The organism is Mycobacterium sp. 155, assembly GCF_000373905.1.
Taxonomy (GTDB): Bacteria; Actinomycetota; Actinomycetes; order Mycobacteriales; family Mycobacteriaceae; genus Mycobacterium.
The window spans coordinates 4,258,006-4,274,995 of record NZ_KB892705.1; the positions used below are offsets into that span (position 1 = coordinate 4,258,006).

20 protein-coding genes are annotated in these 16,990 nt (G+C 66.5%); 10 read left to right on the forward strand and 10 right to left on the reverse strand.

Annotation, left to right across the window (positions count from 1 at the left end):
• Positions 1-2: 2 nt before the first annotated feature.
• The 3 genes from B133_RS0120300 to mrf are packed head-to-tail and all read right to left on the reverse strand — an operon-like array spanning position 3 to position 2,740.
• On the reverse strand, positions 3-1,238 hold the full coding sequence (locus tag B133_RS0120300) for an SLC13 family permease (protein ID WP_018603648.1): 1,236 nt from the start codon (positions 1,236-1,238) through the stop codon (positions 3-5).
• A gap of 51 nt (positions 1,239-1,289) precedes the next feature.
• On the reverse strand, positions 1,290-1,538 hold the full coding sequence (locus B133_RS0120305) for a type B 50S ribosomal protein L31 (RefSeq protein WP_018603649.1): 249 nt from the start codon (positions 1,536-1,538) through the stop codon (positions 1,290-1,292).
• Positions 1,535-2,740 (reverse strand): ribosome hibernation factor-recruiting GTPase MRF, encoded by a 1,206-nt coding sequence (mrf, locus tag B133_RS0120310; protein WP_026256683.1) that lies wholly within the window; start codon positions 2,738-2,740, stop codon positions 1,535-1,537. The genes B133_RS0120305 and mrf overlap by 4 nt, the downstream gene beginning before the upstream one ends.
• A 73-nt stretch (positions 2,741-2,813) precedes the next feature.
• Here mrf and rpmB point away from each other — a divergent pair, with 73 nt between their 5' ends.
• From rpmB to rpsR, 4 genes are read left to right on the forward strand one after another with little or no spacing between them, the layout of a single operon-like run.
• Positions 2,814-3,050 (forward strand): 50S ribosomal protein L28, encoded by a 237-nt coding sequence (rpmB, locus tag B133_RS0120315; RefSeq protein ID WP_018603651.1) that lies wholly within the window; start codon positions 2,814-2,816, stop codon positions 3,048-3,050.
• Positions 3,050-3,214, forward strand: a complete 165-nt coding sequence (gene rpmG / locus B133_RS0120320) for a 50S ribosomal protein L33 (protein ID WP_018603652.1) — start codon at positions 3,050-3,052, stop codon at positions 3,212-3,214. The genes rpmB and rpmG overlap by 1 nt, the downstream gene beginning before the upstream one ends.
• Positions 3,214-3,519 (forward strand): 30S ribosomal protein S14, encoded by a 306-nt coding sequence (gene rpsN, locus B133_RS0120325; protein WP_018603653.1) that lies wholly within the window; start codon positions 3,214-3,216, stop codon positions 3,517-3,519. The genes rpmG and rpsN overlap by 1 nt, the downstream gene beginning before the upstream one ends.
• Positions 3,516-3,776 carry a 30S ribosomal protein S18 gene (rpsR, locus tag B133_RS0120330; protein ID WP_085974208.1) on the forward strand — a complete coding sequence of 87 codons (261 nt, stop codon included), beginning with the start codon at positions 3,516-3,518 and terminating at the stop codon, positions 3,774-3,776. The genes rpsN and rpsR overlap by 4 nt, the downstream gene beginning before the upstream one ends.
• Here the strand turns inward: rpsR and B133_RS0120335 are convergent, their stop codons facing one another.
• On the reverse strand, positions 3,777-4,490 hold the full coding sequence (locus B133_RS0120335) for a TIGR03943 family protein (RefSeq protein ID WP_018603655.1): 714 nt from the start codon (positions 4,488-4,490) through the stop codon (positions 3,777-3,779).
• The gene (locus tag B133_RS0120340; protein ID WP_026256684.1) at positions 4,487-5,485 is read right to left on the reverse strand and encodes a permease; all 999 of its coding nucleotides are present in this window, start codon (positions 5,483-5,485) and stop codon (positions 4,487-4,489) included. The genes B133_RS0120335 and B133_RS0120340 overlap by 4 nt, the downstream gene beginning before the upstream one ends.
• A gap of 89 nt (positions 5,486-5,574) precedes the next feature.
• On the opposite strand from B133_RS0120340, the gene B133_RS0120345 reads away from it, so the two are divergent.
• Complete coding sequence (locus B133_RS0120345; protein WP_018603657.1) at positions 5,575-5,859, forward strand: DUF1490 family protein; 285 nt, start codon at positions 5,575-5,577, stop codon at positions 5,857-5,859.
• Positions 5,860-5,903: 44 nt separating this feature from the next.
• Positions 5,904-8,006 (forward strand): cation-translocating P-type ATPase, encoded by a 2,103-nt coding sequence (locus B133_RS0120350; RefSeq protein WP_198291093.1) that lies wholly within the window; start codon positions 5,904-5,906, stop codon positions 8,004-8,006.
• On the opposite strand, the gene B133_RS0120355 is transcribed toward B133_RS0120350, so the two are convergent.
• Together B133_RS0120355 and B133_RS0120360 are read right to left on the reverse strand one after the other, a co-directional pair.
• Positions 7,999-8,760, reverse strand: coding sequence for a LamB/YcsF family protein (locus B133_RS0120355; protein ID WP_018603659.1), 762 nt, complete (start codon positions 8,758-8,760; stop codon positions 7,999-8,001). The genes B133_RS0120350 and B133_RS0120355 overlap by 8 nt on opposite strands.
• Before the next feature lie 9 nt (positions 8,761-8,769).
• Complete coding sequence (locus B133_RS0120360; protein ID WP_018603660.1) at positions 8,770-9,906, reverse strand: GTP-binding protein; 1,137 nt, start codon at positions 9,904-9,906, stop codon at positions 8,770-8,772.
• Between the two features lie 57 nt (positions 9,907-9,963).
• On the opposite strand from B133_RS0120360, the gene B133_RS0120365 reads away from it, so the two are divergent.
• Genes B133_RS0120365 through B133_RS0120380 form a run of 4 tightly spaced genes read left to right on the forward strand, consistent with a single transcriptional unit; the run spans position 9,964 to position 13,698 of the window.
• Positions 9,964-10,941, forward strand: a complete 978-nt coding sequence (locus B133_RS0120365) for a metal ABC transporter solute-binding protein, Zn/Mn family (RefSeq protein ID WP_018603661.1) — start codon at positions 9,964-9,966, stop codon at positions 10,939-10,941.
• A complete protein-coding gene (locus B133_RS0120370; protein WP_018603662.1) occupies positions 10,938-11,735 on the forward strand; it encodes a metal ABC transporter ATP-binding protein in 798 nt (265 codons plus the stop codon). Before B133_RS0120365 ends, B133_RS0120370 begins: the two co-directional genes overlap by 4 nt.
• A 56-nt stretch (positions 11,736-11,791) precedes the next feature.
• Positions 11,792-12,586, forward strand: a complete 795-nt coding sequence (locus B133_RS0120375) for a metal ABC transporter permease (RefSeq protein WP_232423379.1) — start codon at positions 11,792-11,794, stop codon at positions 12,584-12,586.
• Between the two features lie 11 nt (positions 12,587-12,597).
• On the forward strand, positions 12,598-13,698 hold the full coding sequence (locus B133_RS0120380) for a LacI family DNA-binding transcriptional regulator (protein WP_018603664.1): 1,101 nt from the start codon (positions 12,598-12,600) through the stop codon (positions 13,696-13,698).
• Here B133_RS0120380 and otsB read toward each other — a convergent pair.
• The 3 genes from otsB to B133_RS0120395 form a co-directional block, all read right to left on the reverse strand.
• Positions 13,695-14,432 (reverse strand): trehalose-phosphatase, encoded by a 738-nt coding sequence (otsB, locus tag B133_RS0120385; RefSeq protein WP_018603665.1) that lies wholly within the window; start codon positions 14,430-14,432, stop codon positions 13,695-13,697. The two genes, B133_RS0120380 and otsB, sit on opposite strands and share 4 nt — an antisense overlap.
• Positions 14,433-14,435: 3 nt before the next feature.
• Entirely contained in the window at positions 14,436-15,041 is a 606-nt protein-coding gene (kstR, locus tag B133_RS0120390) for a cholesterol catabolism transcriptional regulator KstR (RefSeq protein ID WP_198291095.1), read from the reverse strand.
• A 310-nt stretch (positions 15,042-15,351) separates the two neighbouring features.
• The gene (locus tag B133_RS0120395; RefSeq protein ID WP_018603667.1) at positions 15,352-16,839 is read right to left on the reverse strand and encodes a hypothetical protein; all 1,488 of its coding nucleotides are present in this window, start codon (positions 16,837-16,839) and stop codon (positions 15,352-15,354) included.
• Positions 16,840-16,990 lie beyond the last annotated feature (151 nt).

Genomic DNA, 16,990 nt, shown 5'->3' on the forward strand with positions numbered 1-16,990 from the left:
GCTCAGAGCCCGCAGAGGCGCAGTCCGGCCCACAGTCCGAGCACCGCCGCCACCAGTGTCAACGGCACCGTACACAACCCGACGCGGCTGAATTCATCGAAGCGGGCCGTCACGCCATGTTGATGAACCACGTTGCGCCACAGCAGATTCGACAGTGACCCAACATAGCTGAGGTTCGGCCCGACGTTGACGCCGATCAGCACGGCCAGCACTGCCGCCGGCCCCGACGCCGCCACCAGTGGCAGCAGCACCAGCACGGCCGGCAGATTGTTGACCAGATTCGCAAGTATCGCCGCCGCCGCTGCGAAGCCCAGCAGCGCCGGAAGTGAGTTACCGACGGGCAGCAGCCCACGCATGACGTCGCCGAGACCGTTATGGACAACTGCGTCGACCACCACACCCAGGCACAGCACGAACGCGAGGAACGGAACGTTGACCGCACGTGCGATACCGCGCACGGAGCTACGCCGCTGGATCAGGCCGCGGACACCGAGCACGAGCGCGCCTGCCAGCGCGGCCCAGGCCGGGGACAGGTCGAACAACGAGGTGACCACGAAACCCGTCAGCGTCAAACCCAGCACCGCGAGCACGAACACCGGAACTTCGGGGGGTGGGGGAGTCACCTTGGCCGCGGGGCGGCTCAGCTCACGACGGAAAAGCCAACGCAACACGACGAATTCGACCGCGATACCGGCCAGCCACGGCGCTGCCATGACGGCGCTGAACTGGGTGAAGGACAGCCCGGCCACAGCGAAGGCCAGCAGGTTGGTCAGGTTGGACACAGGGAACACCAACGACGCGGTGTTGGCCAGGTGCGCTGTGGCGTACGCGTGCGGCCGAGGTGTGATGCCCAGCGTGCGGGCCGTGGTCAGCACCACCGGCGTGAGTAGCACAACGGTCGCGTCGAGGCTCAGCACAGCGGTAGTGGTGGCGCCTATGAGAAACACCCGGGTCAGTAATCGGCGCGGATCACCCGTGCTGGCACGGGCCATGAGCGTGCCGGCCGCGTGGAACAGCCCTTCGTCGTCGCACAAATGCGCCAGCACCAACACGGCTGCCAGGAATCCCACCACGGGCAGCAGCCGGTTCACCTCGGTCAGTACGTCCTGCGGCGAGATCACTCCGAACGCGATCAACAGTCCGGCCGCCGGAACCGCCACGACCGCCTCGGGCCAGCCTTCCGGCTTCGCGAGTGCGAACACCAGGACGAGAGCGAGCAGCAGCAGAGCTAGGCCCACGGGTGGACCCTGCCGGGTTTGAGCCGCATGCTCCCACCCTAGGGGCGATCTCTATCCGTAACGACGGCGGAACTTCTCCACCTGACCGGCCGAGTCGATGTGGCGTTGCGATCCGGTCCAGAACGGATGGGAGTCCGAGCTGACGTCGACCACGATCAGCGGGTACGTCTGGACACCCGCCGCCGTGGGCCATTCGACGGTCCGCTCGCTGGTGGCGGTGGACCGGGTCAGAAATCGGGTGCCGGTCGCAGCGTCCTGGAACACCACCGGGTGGTAGTCGGGGTGGATGCCGGGTTTCATCGCGATTCTCCTTCGTGGTGTCCGGGTTGGGCGGTTTCTTCGGCGGCTGTCTCGCACGGCTCCTCGTGCCAGTCGCCGAACGGGTCTGGATAGTGCGCCCAATCCTCGGGATTGCTCAGTTCGTCGTCGGTGAGCAGCGCGCCCCGCAGGCCCCCGAGGATCTCGTCGGGACGGGCGCCGCACACCAGCACCGCCAGTGAGTTGTGCCGGTCCCCGAATCGCTCGTCCCAGACGACGGCCGCCAGCGCCCCGCGCTGCGGGTCGACATAGGCGCGCTCACTGGAATCCATTGCTGCCAGCCATTTTCCAGCGTTGCTGACTCGCATGCCGCCACCCGCGGATTCGATATACATGACCTCGGCCGAGCGGTTGGCCAACCAGACCCGACCGCGCGTGCGCACCACGCCGTCGAGCAGCAGGTCCAGCACGGCGTGCAGGCGCTGCGGGTGAAATGGCCGCCGTGCGGTGAATTCGACGATGCCGACTTCGCCGTCGCGATCCAGCGGCGGTTCGCCGACCAGGAGCGGATCGTGTGGCGCGATAGGGCGACCGCGGGGGCTGTCGGGTTCGAGGTGGGCCAGCGCCAGCTCGACCCGATCGGGCCCGACCGTGATGCGGGCCCGCGGTGCGAGCCGGCGCAGTACCGCCAGCGTGCTGGCATCGGGTTCGGTGAGCACCAGCACGTCGGCGAGTTCGGCCTGGCCGACCACGACCTGCGCGACGGTGCGTCCGTCGTCGAGTTCGTCCTCGCCGATGGCCTCCGAGAGCCAGGATGCGGCGTCGATACAGGTGACGACGCCTTCGACGCGGACATCGCGGGACGCCGGGCCGTCGATGTAGCCGGGGCCGACGCGCACGCGGATGTTTTCGATGGCCCAGCACACCGGTTCGGGTTCGAGCCACTCCATCAACTGCACGACGATCCGCTGGACGTCGCTGCGTCGGTGCAGACGACGCAGCAGCACCAGTAGGTCGTCGCGAACGGTGCACGAGACACAGCCGTGCGCGAGTTCCAGTGGCCAATCGGATGTTCCGGATGTGGGACCGCCCCGCCCGCCAGGCGGGTCCATTGCCACCGTCCGCACCACGACCTGGCCGTCAAAGCGGTGCCGCACCAGCACCGTGCCCGGATTCCGGATCAGCTCCGCGACGACGCTGTCGGTATCGCCCTGGCCCGCGACCAGCACAACAGGGGTTCGCACCTCGCCTCCCAACGATTGGTGAAAATGATTATCATTATGATTAAGTCAGATTACCCCACCACGAAGGAGGCTCATGTCGGCCCACTGCCAAGTCACCGGGCGCAAGCCCGGGTTCGGCAACACCGTGTCCCACTCACACCGTCGCAGTCGTAGACGCTGGGATCCGAACATCCAGAACAAGACCTATTACCTGCCCTCGGAAGGGCGTCGGATCCGGCTGCGGGTCAGCGCCAAGGGCATCAAGGTGATCGACCGCGACGGCATCGAAGCAGTGGTCGCCAGGCTGCGCAGCAGCGGAGAGAAAATCTGATGGCGCGCACCGATATTCGTCCGATCGTCAAGCTACGGTCCACGGCGGGCACCGGCTACACGTATGTCACCCGCAAAAACCGCCGCAACGATCCCGACCGCATCGTGCTGCGCAAGTACGACCCGGTGATCCGTCGGCACGTCGACTTCCGGGAGGAACGCTGATGGCCAAGCGATCCAAGATCGTCAAGAACGAGAAGCGCCGAGAGTTGGTGGAGCGCTACGCCGAACGTCGCGCTGAACTCAAGGAGATCATCCGCAATCCGGCGAGCTCGCGCGAGCAGCGGGCCGCGGCGGTCTCGACGCTGCAGCGCCTTCCGCGGGACTCCAGCCCGGTGCGGCTGCGCAACCGCGATGCTATCGATGGCAGGCCCCGCGGCCATCTGCGCAAGTTCGGACTGTCGCGCGTGCGGGTCAGGGAACTGGCGCATCGCGGCGAGCTGCCCGGTGTGCGGAAGTCGAGCTGGTGATGGCGAAAAAGAACTCCAAGAAACGGGCGCCCGCACCCGAACTCAAGAAGCCCCGGCGCAATCAGCTGGATGCGCTCGGCGTCACCCGGATCGACTACAAGGACGTGCAGCTGCTCCGGACCTTCATCAGTGAGCGCGGCAAGATCCGGTCACGGCGTGTGACCGGCCTGACGCCGCAACAGCAGCGCCAGGTCGCCACCGCGATCAAGAACGCCCGGGAGATGGCACTGTTGCCGGTGGCGAGCCCGCGGAGTTAGTCAGTAGGCGTACTGGTGTGGTGGCGGGTCGGTGCGCGCCGCGGTCTGCACGGTCATGGTCGGGATGGTGCGTCGGCCCGAATCGTTCTGCCCCGCAGGCACGCTGCCTTCGACCGTGACCCAAGTGTTCTCCGGGTAGCCCGTCAGGGGTTCGGCAGCCGGGCCGTCGAGCCCGATGCGGGCCAGTTGCGCATCCGCCGCACAGCAGATGATGACGATGCGGGCGAGGTAGGTGTGATCGCCGTCGTGCATGGTGAAGCCCGTGACCTTGATGGTCCGGTTGTCGAGCGTGCCTGCGGTGTCCTGGGCGATGCGGATGAGCACATCGGGCAGCGAGAGTTCCGGAGTCCCGCCGTCGGGCAGTGGCGGGAATGGCCGCCGCAGTATGTCGGTGGACACCGTGGTGACCGACGCCGCGTCCGGCCGGATCGGCGGCGGGACCACGAAGGCGAGCAGGGCGATCGGAATGAGCAGGAGCCAGGCCGTGCCCCTGGAGTGGGCGTGGTCGTGCTCGGGATCATGCTGATCGGCGGGCCCGTGCCGGATGTCGCGCACTATCGCTGCCAACGCCAGCACGATGAGCAACACCGCGGTGGCGATCAGATACGGCAGCAGGGTCGGCTTGACGTAGCGGGTGAAGCTGCCGGTGGCGACGATGAGCGCGGTGCTGACCCCGATCAGTAGCAGCAGCGCGTTCTCGGTCTCACGGCTCATTGCGCGCCCAGCACGAGCAGCCCGATCCCGGTCCCGACCAGGGTCGCCACCACGAAGGTGGCTGGGGAGAACCGGACGGCGAACGCCCGGCCGAACATGCCGGCCTGCATCGCGAACAGCTTGAGGTCGACGGCGGGCCCGACCACCAGGAACACCAGCCGCGGCAACAACGGCAACATGGTCAGGCTGGCCGCGACGAACGCGTCGGCCTCCGAACACAGCGCCAGCACCACGGCCAGCAGCGCCATGGTGACCACGCCGAGCACCAGATGCCCGGCCAGGTGCTCATATACCCAGGCGGGGACCAGCACGTGCAGCGCACCCGCGGCGGCCGCGCCGATGACCAGGTAGGAGCAGGCGGTGAGAAAGTCATGGCGGGCGGCTTCGATGAATACCGTCCACTTCGAGCCGTCGTCGTGGTGGGGCCGGGGTAGCCGCCTGGTGATCCATTCGGGTTTGCCGAACCGGGACCACGCCGCACCCATGATGAGTGCCGTCAGCAGTGACGCCGCGCATCGGGCCGCCACCATCTGCGGGTGACCCGGAAACGCGACCGCCGTCGCGACCAGCACCACGGGGTTGATGGCCGGAGCCGCCAACATGAACGTCAGTGCGGCCGCACCGAGCGTGCCGTCGTTGAACAGGCGGCGCGCCACGGGTACCGATCCGCATTCACAGCCGGGGAGCGCGGCACCGCCCACGCCGGCAGCGAGAATTGCGACGCCGGTGCGCCGCGGCAGCCAGCGGGTCAACCGCTCGGGCGTGACGAAAACCGCGATCAACCCGCTGATCACCACACCGAGTGCGAGGAAGGGCAGCGCCTGTACGAACACCCCGCAGAACACCGTGGCAGCGGTCGCCACCTTCGGGGTCCGCTCGACGAAGTCCCGCGCCGGGCCGCCGGCCAGGGCCAGTGCGATGATGCCGACGACGAGGACGGGCATGGACCCCAACCGCTTTCGCGTCGCCGTCGCGCTCGTCGCCACGGCGGTCATCATGCCAGCTCTGGCTGTGAACCCGCCGGTCCCACTACCTGTAATGACAATCATTTTCGATCATGGGTGCTTCGGGCTAAGCTGGCCAGATGATTTGGCATGGCTTGCTGGCGAAGGCGGCGACGACGGTGATCACCGGAGCGGTCGGAGTGGCTGCGTACGAGGGATTGCGTAAGGCGGTCGCAAAAACACCGGTCCGAGAGGCCGCGGTGACCACGACCACGTGGGCTTTGCGCGGTGCGCGCAAGGCCGAAGAGGGCGCGGAAGCCGCCCGTCTGAAGGTCGGAGACGTGGTCGCGGAGGCGCGGGAACGGATCGGTGAGGAAGTGCCGCCTCCCGCAGCGGCCGAGATCAATCACGACCACGATCACTGATCGCTGTGGCAGCCGTGGACGTGCTGTCCGATGCCGCGGGCAGAATGCGCGTGTCGGCCCCGTGGATGTGCAGGGATGCCGTGCGCGCGGTGGCGATCGAGGACACAGTCGGCGAGGTGTCCGGTGTACGTGCGGTGCATGCGTATCCGCGGACGGCGTCGGTGGTGGTCTGGTACTCGCCGAAGCGGTGTGACCGCGCTGCGGTGGTGGCGGCCATCTCCGCAGCTGCGGACGTGGAGCGCCGTCTTGTTCCGGTTCGCGTCCCGCACTCCGCCGATATCCACAACGCCGATGTTGTGCGGATGGCTATCGGCGCTACGGCTTTGGCGCTGTTGGGTATTCGTCGTTACGGGTTTCGCCGCCCACCATTGCTCGGACCAACCAGTCGAATGTTCGCCACCGGGGCGACGATCTTCACCGGCTATCCATTTCTGCGCGGTGCGCTGCGGACCCTGACCGGTGACCGCACCGCCGGCACCGACATGCTCGTGTCGGCCGCAACGGTCGCCAGCCTGGTGCTCCGCGAAAATGTGGTGGCGCTGACCGTCCTGTGGCTGCTCAACATCGGAGAGTACCTCCAAGATTTGACGCTACGGCGCACCCGCCGCGCGATCGCCAATCTGCTTCAGGGCACGCAGGATACGGTTTGGCTTCGGCTCCCCGACGGAACCGAGGTCGAGGTTGCCGTTGACACAGTGCGTATCGGCGACGAGGTGGTCGTGCACGAACAAGTGGCGATCGCGGTCGACGGCGTCGTCAGCGATGGGGAGGCGATCGTCGATCAGTCGGCGATCACCGGAGAGAATCTCCCGGTCGCTTTGATGCCTGGGAGCAAGGTCTTCGCAGGCTCGGTTGTCGTTCGCGGACAGCTGGTGGTGAAAGCCGAGGCCGTCGGCAAACATACGACGATCGGCCGGATCATCAGTCGGGTCGAAGAGGCCCAGCAGGACCGGGCGCCTATCCAGACGATCGGTGAGAACTTCTCGAGGCGTTTCGTGCCGGCATCGTTCCTGCTTTCGGCCGCAACGCTCATAGTCACCAGAGACGTACGGCGGGCGATGACCATGCTCCTGGTTGCCTGCCCCTGTGCGGTAGGTCTGTCGACGCCGACCGCGATCAGTGCGGCGATCGGCAATGGCGCCCGCCGCGGGATCCTGATCAAGGGTGGCTCGCATCTTGAGGAAGCCGGCCGGGTTGACGCCGTGGTGTTCGACAAGACCGGCACACTGACTCTCGGCCGTCCCATCGTGACCAATGTGGTTGCCTTTCAAAAGGAATGGGAACCCGAGCAAGTCCTGGCCTACGCCGCCAGCTCGGAGATCCACGCCAAGCACCCGTTGGCCGAGGCGGTCATCCGATCGACCAAGGAGAGGCATATCGAGATTCCTCCGCATGAGGAATGCGAGGTTCTGGTCGGTCTGGGAATGCGTATCAGGGCCGACGGGCGCACTCTGCTGCTGGGCAGCCCGTCGTTGCTACGGCAGGAAAAGGTTCGCGTGACCAAGCGGGCGGTGGAGTGGGTGGATGAGCTGCGCCGCCGGGCCGAGACGCCGTTGTTGCTCGCGGTGGACGGCAGGCTGGCGGGACTGATCAGCCTGCGTGACGAGGTGCGCCCGGAGGCTGCCGCGGTGTTGGAGAGGTTGCGGGCCAGTGGGGTGCAGCGCGTGGTGATGATCACCGGCGACCATCCCGACGCGGCTGCCGCGGTGGCAGCCGAACTGGGCATCACCGAGTGGCATGCCGAGGTCATGCCCGAGGACAAGCTCAAACTGGTACGCGAACTGCGCGAGCAGGGATATACCGTCGCTATGGTGGGCGACGGTGTCAACGACGCGCCGGCGTTGGCGGCAGCCGACATAGGCATCGCGATGGGCCTGGGCGGAACCGATGTCGCGGTCGAAACCGCCGATGTCGCTTTGGCAAGTGATGATCTGCACCGGTTGTTGGATGTCCGAGGACTCGGCGGGCGGGCGGTCGACGTCATCCAGCAGAACTACGCCATGGCCATCGCGGTCAACGCGATCGGTCTGCTGATCGGTGCGGGCGGCGCGCTCTCGCCTGTGCTCGCGGCTGTGCTCCACAACGCGTCGTCGGTTGCGGTGGTGGCCAACAGTGCCCGACTGATCCGCTATGAGTTGACTAGCTGAACGCCCTGAGCGTGACACCCGATGCCGTCAAGCACTCTCGTACGGCAACCGCGATCTGCACCGCGCCTGGTGAATCACCGTGTACGCAAACGGATTCTGCGGTAATGGCAACCGTCGAGCCGTCGACGGCCCGCACCTGCCCGGCGCTGACCATGGCGAGGGTCCGCTTGGCGATCTCGGCCGGATCGTGCAACACCGCACCGGGCTGGCGGCGCGACACCAGCGTGCCGTCGGGCTGGTAAGCACGGTCGGCGAAGGCCTCGGCAACCGTCCGTAAGCCCAGCTGCGCCGCCTCGGCGAAGAACGCCGATCCGGACAGGCCAAGTACCGGCAGCGCGGGGTCGACGGCGTACACCGCAGCGGCGACGGCGGCCGCCTGATCGGTGTGGCTGACGATCGTGTTGTACAGCGCGCCATGCGGTTTGACGTAGCTGACCGATGTGCCTGCCGCGTGGGCGATGGCCTGTAGGGCCCCGATCTGATAGATCACCTCGGCGGTGAGTTCCTCGGGCGCGACGTCGATGAACCGCCTGCCGAAGCCGGCCAGGTCCCGGTAGCTGACCTGCGCTCCGACCCGTACGCCGCGGTCGGCGGCCGCGCGGCACGTGCGCAGCAGCAACGCCGGGTCTCCGGCGTGAAAGCCGCACGCCAGGTTGGCGCTCGTGACGACGCTGAGCATGGCCTCGTCGTCCCCGAGCTGCCACACCGAAAAACCCTCACCCAGATCGGCGTTGAGGTCGACAGTCGCGCCCACGGCTCCAGCTTAGGGGGCGTGTACGTGCGTGACGCTCCACTCCGGTAATGGATCGGGGTAGCGCAGCCACGCCTGTTCGCCGAGGGCCAGCTCGTCGTCGGTCAGCAGCGCGCCGCGCAGCAGGGCGTCGAGCCCGTCACGGTCGATGCGGATACCGATGAACACGATTTCCTGACTTGCCGGTACCTCGGTGCGCGACCAGAACTGAGCGGGCTCGATGACGAGGTTAGGGCCGGCCTGCGACCAGATCGCGGCGATCGCCGGCCTGCTGGCGATCCAGCAGAAACCCTTGCTGCGCAGCAGGCCGGTGATCTGATCGAGCGCCGCCGCCAGCCGCTGGGGGTGAAACGGCCGGTCGGAGCGAAACGTCATCGAGCCGATGCCGTACTCCTCGGTCTCCGGCGTGTGTCCGCCGGCGATCTCTTCGTCCCAGCCTGGTGCCGCCGCGGCGGCGATCGGATCGAACAGGCCGGTGTTCATTACTTCGTCGAGGTCGACGACGCCGTGGTCAGTGTGTATGAGTCGGGCCTTGGGATTGAGCCGGCGCACTACCGCCTCGACTGCTCCGAGCCGCTGTTCGCCGACCAGATCGGTCTTGTTCAGCAGGATGACGTCGGCGAATTCGACTTGATCGACGAGCAGGTCGGCGACGCTGCGTGCGTCGCCCGGTCCCGCGGTCATCTCGCGGGCGGCCAGCGCTTCGCCTCTGGCCAACTCGGTCAGGAACGTCGACGCGTCGACGACTGTCACCAACGTGTCCAATCGAGCCAGTGCACCCAGGCTGAAGCCGTCCTCGAATTCCCAGCTGAACGTCGCCGCGACCGGCATGGGTTCGGAGATGCCGGTCGACTCGATCACCAGATGGTCGAACCGGTTCTGCCGGGCCAGCTCACCGACGGCCTCGATGAGGTCCTCGCGCAGCGTGCAGCAGATACAGCCGTTGGTGAGTTCGACGAGCTTCTCCTGGGTGCGATCGAGGTGTCCCTGCCCGGCGACGAGGGCCGCGTCGATGTTGACCTCGCTCATGTCGTTGACGATGACCGCGACGCGTCTGCCGTCACGGTTGGCCAGGATGTGGTTGAGCAGCGTGGTCTTGCCTGCGCCGAGGAAGCCGGACAGGACCGTGACGGGTAGCAAGGGGGTCATCAAGCTCCTTAATGAAAATGATTTTCAATACGAGATGATCCGGGAGTGCGCGGATTAATGCAAACGGTTATCGTTATCGCCGTGAACCTCACCTTGCCCCGCACACTGCGCGCCACGGCCGCCGCTGTGTTGCTCGCCGCACCCTTCGCTCTGGCCGCCTGCTCCGGCTCCGGCACCGAGACCGCTTCGTCGACAAGCGCCGCCGCCGCGGGTGACTGCCCGACCACGCCGGTTGACGTCGTCGTCAGCGTCGATCAGTGGGGCGACATAGTCTCCGACCTCGGCGGGGCCTGCGCCAAGGTCACGACCGTGTTGGCCAGTTCGTCGGTCGACCCGCACGACTATGAGCCCTCGCCGTCGGACGCGGCCAAGTTCGCCGGTGCCCAACTGGTCGTCATCAACGGCGGCCACTACGACGAGTGGGCGGCGAAGCTGGCCGCGAGTTCGGCGGCGAGTGCGCCCGTCGTCAACGCCATCGATCTCGACCGCGGCGAGGGCGCCGGCGTCAATCCCCACGCCTGGTACCGTCCGGCCACTGTGACGGCCGTTGCCGATGCAGTCACGGCCAAGCTGAGCGATCTGGCACCGCAGGCCAAGGACTATTTCCAGGGCCGGCGCTCGGCATTCACCGACCAGATGAAGCCCTACAACCAGCTCATCGACACCATCAAGACCAAGGGTGCGGGCAAGACCTACGCCGCCACCGAAACCGTGTTCGACGACATGGCCGGCGCCCTCGGGCTGTCTGACCGCACGCCCGAGGGCTATCAGGTGGCGTCGTCCAACGAGACCGATCCCTCACCTGCCGACCTGGACGCCTTCTTGCGGCTGCTGAGTGACAAGGGCGTCGACGTGCTGATTTACAACACTCAGACCGAAGGGTCGGTGCCAGAGCAGATCCGTACCGCTGCCGAGAAGGCAGGAGTTCCGGTGGTCGAAGTCACCGAAACGGTGGCGCCGGGAGCGAAGTCGTTCGAGGCTTGGCAGGTGGACCAACTCACCGCTCTTGCCAAAGCCCTTCAGATCCAGACGTGACACCAGACTCCAACCGCGGACCGGCAGCCGATCCGCCCGCACTGATCTTCAACGATGTCAGCGTGGTGCGCGGCGGACGGCTGATCTGGTCGGAAGGCACCTTCGAGATCCCGGCCGGTGGCATCGTCGCGCTGATCGGGTCGAACGGCTCTGGCAAATCGACCATGCTCCAGCTCGTGCTGGGCCTACTGCCGACGGCATCGGGTTCAGTGCGGGTGCTGGGCGGTAAGCCAGGGGAGAACAACGATCTGATCGGCTATGTGCCGCAGGACTATGTCGCGGGTGCGGGGGAGGCGATCCGGGCCAGGGACGCGGTGATGCTCGGGCTCACCGGGCGTCGCTGGGGACTGCGTCGCACGACTCGGGCCGACATGGCCAGGGTCGACGACGCGCTGCGGTGGGTCGAGGCCACCGATTTCGCCGACCGGCGGCTCGCGCAGCTCTCCGGCGGGCAGCGACAGCGCATCGCCCTGGCTAACGCCCTTGTGGGACATCCGAAGATGCTCATCCTCGATGAACCGTTGGCGGCGCTGGACCTGCGTAACCAGCATGAGATCGTGGGCCTGCTGGCCCGTCTGAACGCCGATCTCGGTGTGACGATTCTCGTTGTCGCCCACGACCTCAACCCACTGCTGTCGGTCCTCGACAGTGCCATCTACCTGCTCGACGGTCATGCTCACTACGCTGCGATCGACGAGGTGGTCGACGCCGATCTGCTGACCCACCTGTACGGCACGAAGGTTCAAGTGGCCAACACCCTGCAGGGCAAGATGTATATGAGGAGCGGGCAGTGACTGTTCTCGCGCTGGGCTACCAGCAGAACTGGTGGCAGATCCTCACCTCGGCGTTCATGCGCAATGCACTGATCGGTGGCACGTTGGTGGCGCTCGCCGCCGGGCTCATCGGCTACTTCATCATCGTGCGGAACACGGCGTTCGCCGCCCACGCCCTGGCCCACATCGGCCTGCCCGGGGCGACCGGAGCCTTCCTACTGGGGTTGCCGGTCGGATTCGGGCTCGGGGTGTTCTGCGTCGGCGGGGCGCTGGTCATCGGGGCACTCGGGAAACGGGCCGGGGACCGTGAGGTAGCGACCGGCACCGTGCTGGCACTGGCCACCGGATTCGGGCTCTTCTTCAACTCGCTGGCCACCAAGAACTCATCCACCATGACCAATGTGCTGTTCGGGAATCTGCTGGCGATCACCGGTGAGCAGTTGTTGACTTTCACGGCGCTGCTGGCACTGCTGGCCGCCACGATGGGATTCATCTACCGTCCACTGCTGTTCGCCTCGGTCAACGCGCCGGTGGCCGAAGCCAAGGGGGTGCCGGTCAAGGCGCTGTCGATCCTGTTCATGGCACTGCTCGGAGTCGCGGTCACCATGGCGGTGCAGGCCGTTGGCACGTTGCTGTTGTTCGCGCTCGTCGTCACTCCGGCGGCGACGGCGATCATGCTGACCGCCAGGCCGTTGGCGGCGATGGGGATTTCGACGGGCATCAGCCTCGTGTCGGTCTGGGTGGGGTTGGCGGTATCGGCGGTGTTCAACATGCCGCCGAGCTTCCTGATCGTGACCATCGCCTGCGGATGCTGGCTCGCGGTGTGGCTCGCGGCGCGTGCCGCACGCGAGACCGGGGCGTTGATCGGCTAGCCTCAGAAAGCATGCCTAGGAGTCCCCATCCGCCGCGGCGGGCGACCCTGGCCTCACTGGCTGCGGAACTCAACGTCTCCCGCACCACGATCTCCAACGCCTACAACCGCCCTGATCAGCTGTCGGCGGACCTGCGGGAGCGCATCTTCGACGCCGCCAAGCGTCTCGGCTACGCGGGGCCCGACCCGGTGGCGCGATCGTTGCGCACCCGCAAGGCCGGGGCGGTCGGGCTGATGATCACCGAGCCGCTCAATTACTCGTTCAGTGATCCCGCCGCACTCGACTTCGTTGCCGGACTGGCCGAATCGTGTGAGGCGGCCGGTCAGGGCCTGCTGTTGGTGGCGGTCGGGCCGAACCGCACGCTCGACGAGGGTTCGGCCGCGGTGCTGTCCGCGGGTGTCGATGGCTTCGTGGTGTACTCCGCGTCCGACGACGACCCGTACCTGCCCGTGGTGCGGCAGCGTCACCTGCCGATGGTGGTGGTCGACCAGCCCAAGGATGTGCCCGGGGTGTCACGTGTCGGCATCGACGATCGTGGTTCCATGCGCCGGCTGGCCGAGCACGTCCTGGAACTCGGCCACCGCGACATCGGTCTGCTCACCATGCGGTTAGGGCGCGACTGGCCCCACCCGAGCGGTAAACCGGCGCCGGCACCGCCGGATCGAGTGCTGACCCCGCATTTCCATGTGCAGCGCGAGCGGATCCACGGGGTGTACGACGCGATGAGCGCCGCCGGGCTGGCCCCGGAATCGCTGACGGTCGTGGAGAGCTACGAGCACCTGCCGACCTCGGGAGGCGCTGCGGCCGAAGTGGCGCTTGCGGTCAATCCATTGATCACCGCGCTGATGTGCACGGCCGACGTGCTCGCCCTGTCGGCGATGGATTACCTACGCGCACACGGCATTTACGTTCCCGGGCAGATGACCGTCACCGGGTTCGACGGGATTCCCGACGCGCTGCGCCGCGGCCTGACCACAGTCGTGCAGTCCAGTGTCGAGAAGGGCCGGCGCGCCGGCCAGTTGCTGCACAACCCACCGCGATCCGGGCTTCCGGTGATCGAGGTGCTCGACACCGAGGTGGTGCGCGGCCGGACGTCCGGCCCGCCGGCTTAGCCGCGACGCGCGTCGAACAGGTATTTCAGGGCTGCCGCAACGTCTTCCGGAAGTTGCACCCGGTAGCCGGCCAGGGTTTCGCCCGGGCCGACCTTGACACCGACGTCGCCGTCGCGCATGCGCCGAAACGCCTTCTCGTCGGTCACGTCATCGCCGAAGTACACGACCGCCGACGCGTCGAACTCCTTGCGCAGGATGTCGATCGCCTCGCCCTTGTCCGTCGAGATCACCGCGAATTCCAGCACGGCCTTGCCTTCGGTCAACTCGGCCGGCCAGGCCCGCGCCGTCGCGCGGGCCTGTGCCAGGGCGGCTTGGGCGTCGCCGGGCGCGGCATTGCGGACGTGCAGCGCGACGCTGGCGGGTTTGACTTCGACGGCCACCCCGGACTTATCGGCGGCGATCGCCTCGAGCTCGGCGGTGATGGTGGCGAGTAGGGCCGTGTCGATCCGATGGGCGAAGCCGGTGTCGAACTCGGCGCCGTGACTGCCGATCATGTGCACCGTCGCGGGCATACCCGACAGCTCGCGCAGCACGCTCAGCGCCCGCCCGGAGATCAGGGCCGTAGCGGTGCCGGGCAGCGCGGCAAGCTCGACGAGCGTGGCTGCGGCATCGGGCAGCGGGCGCGCGTCGGCCGGATGGTTGACGATCGGGGCGAGGGTTCCGTCGAAATCGGAGGTGACCAAGAGCCGCGGGGTGTGCGCTACCCGGGCTAGCGCGTGCCGAAGACCGCTCACCCGTCAAATCTTAGGTTGGTCTCCGTCGCCGATCAGCAGTCGCACGGCCAGGTCCAGCCGCTTGGCGACATCGGTCGCCGAGGCGCGTCGGGTCAGCCAGGCCAGCAGGTTGGACAGCCACACATCGGAGATCACCCGGGCGATGTGGTATTGGTCCTCGGTCGGCTCACCGTCACTCATGGCGCGCGCGAACATCGAGTCCATGAGCTTGCCCACGTGGTCCACCTCGCCGGCCGCCGAGGCGTCGGCGAATACGAAAGCCCTGGTCATAGCCTCGGTGAGGAGCGGATTGCGTTGCATGGCCCGGTTCAGCTTGCCCACCATGATGGTCAGCCGCTGATACGGAGTGCCCCCGGTCAGCACGGTGCGGTCTGTTTTGGCATCGATGCGCTCGAGCTCGCGGCCCAGCGCGGAGACGAGCAGGTGGACCTTCGACGGGAAGTAGCGGTACAGCGTGCCGACCGCGACATCGGCCCGTTCGGCGACCGCCCGCATCTGGACAGCCTCGTACCCGCCTTTGGATGCGATGGCCAGGGTGGCGTCGAGGATGCGCTTGCGACGCTCCCGCTGTGCTTCGGTACCGAGTTCGGACTCGGCGAGAACCGCCACGGTCATGACCTCACGCGGTCGTGAATCCGACTCGGCGAACGGCTCGTTGCGCGCTGACTGGGATAAGCCGGACATGTCGTTGGCGACTCCTTTGTACCGCGTACTTCGTCGGAGACAATACGCACGACGGTCTGCTTTTCCACGTCTTGTCGGTTCGGCATCGACGTGTCCTGCTCCGTTCCCGGTCGACTTGGCGGGCCGAACATTGTCGCCATTAGAACACGTTCTAGTAGAGTCCGAATGCCTGCGGTGGGCCGCAACGACCGAGCCCCCCTCCTTCCGGAGGGGGGCTCGGTTTATGTTGTGGTGCTTAGTTCTTGGCGTGCTTCGGAGAGCTCTTCTTGGAGGAGCTCTTGTGAGTGCTCTTGTCGTCGCCGCCCTTGTTCTTGGACGATTCGGTGTTCGACGAATCAGCGTCCGCGGAGTTCGACTTGGTCTCGTTCTTGGCCGAATTGTTGGTCGTCGACCGGTTCTTGAACCGGTTCTGCCACGAGCTGTTGGAGGTCGTGTTGTTCGCGGCCGGCTTGGCAGTGTCGTCAGCCTTGGTGCTGTCAGCCTTCTCGGTGTCAGCAGCAGGCGTGACCTTCACGCTGTGGGTGCCCCAGGTGCTACGGCGCTCTTGCTTGACGGCGCGGAGGCCGGTCTTCTCGCTCTTGTCGCCATCGTCGGAGCCCTTGGCTTCATCACTGGCTTTATCGGCGCTGGCGGTGGATTCCTCTTCGGCGCTGAGCTGCTGGACGTTGACCGTGACCGACTTATTGGTCTGGCCGAACAGACCCGACAGCCCCGCCAGGGCGGTTGTGTTGTTCGTGGTGGCGGCTTCGGCTTCGGCCTCTGGGGCGATGGCGTCGGCGATCTTCTTGGGGATCGTCTGGAAGAACGCCGCGATCGGACCATCAGGCGTGCAAGAGCCCGTGCAACTGCCCCTGGAGGACAGCAGACCGGCCCACGGGGCGATGGTGTCGCCGTCGTTGTAGTCGAAGCCGTTGAGGAACGTGTCGGCTAGCACGGCGGGTAGGTCGACCAGTGAGCTGAGTGCTGTGGTGGGGTCGCCGTCCTCAGTCGAGCTGCTCACGTCCCCAGCCGCACGCGACAGCTGGAATAGCACGCCGCTCAGCGGGGCATACAGAGACTGGAAACCGCCCTTGAACAGGGTGTCCGAGTTGGCCAGGACGCCGACCACGGCGGCGAAGTCCAGCGCCATCTGCTCAGGGACACCCACGTTATTCGAGTTGGAGAGCAACACCGAGAAGACGGGCTTCATGAGAAGGTTGTCGGATCCGCGCAGCACGAGGTTGTTCAGAGCGTCGTAGGCAGCGCCGATGTCGTTGCCTTGCAGGGCAGTCTGGAAGTCGTTGAGGTAGTCCGCACCACCCTTCTTGGTGACATTTCCGTCGGCATCTACTTCATGACGGTTCCAGAAGGCTTCGAACGAGGCGGGAACCGTGTTGGCCATGTTGGCAATGGTCTGCAGGTAACCCGACTGGTTGTCCCCGATCTGGCCCAGCGCCGGGAAAAGCGCCCAGCTATCGGCGAGGTTGGTGATGTTCGACGCGGTGTTGTCGAACAGCTGACCGTAGGCATCCAAGGGTGAGCTGGTGGCGTCGGTGGCTGCGGCGAGCTGGACCGCGCGCTGCTGCGCTTCGATCAGCGCCGGGCTCGAGGCCACCGGGGTGATGGCGATGGCACTGGCGCCAAGGGCGGCGACACTTGCGGCGACGATTTTGTTCTTGCGGCTGGACGATTCTGTCCCGACCGCTGCCGGGGCGGTAGGCCCGGCGCTGAGTGCTTGTTGCACGGAAATCTCCTCTTTGAAATGGCTGCGGCCTTCCTGGGGCCGCGATGGGAGGTTAGCTGAGAGTTACCTGAAGAACAATAGGTATGCCTAACCTAACATTATAGAGGATTTAAGAGTGCCTGATCAGGCGCTGAAGGATCGTCAGCCGAGG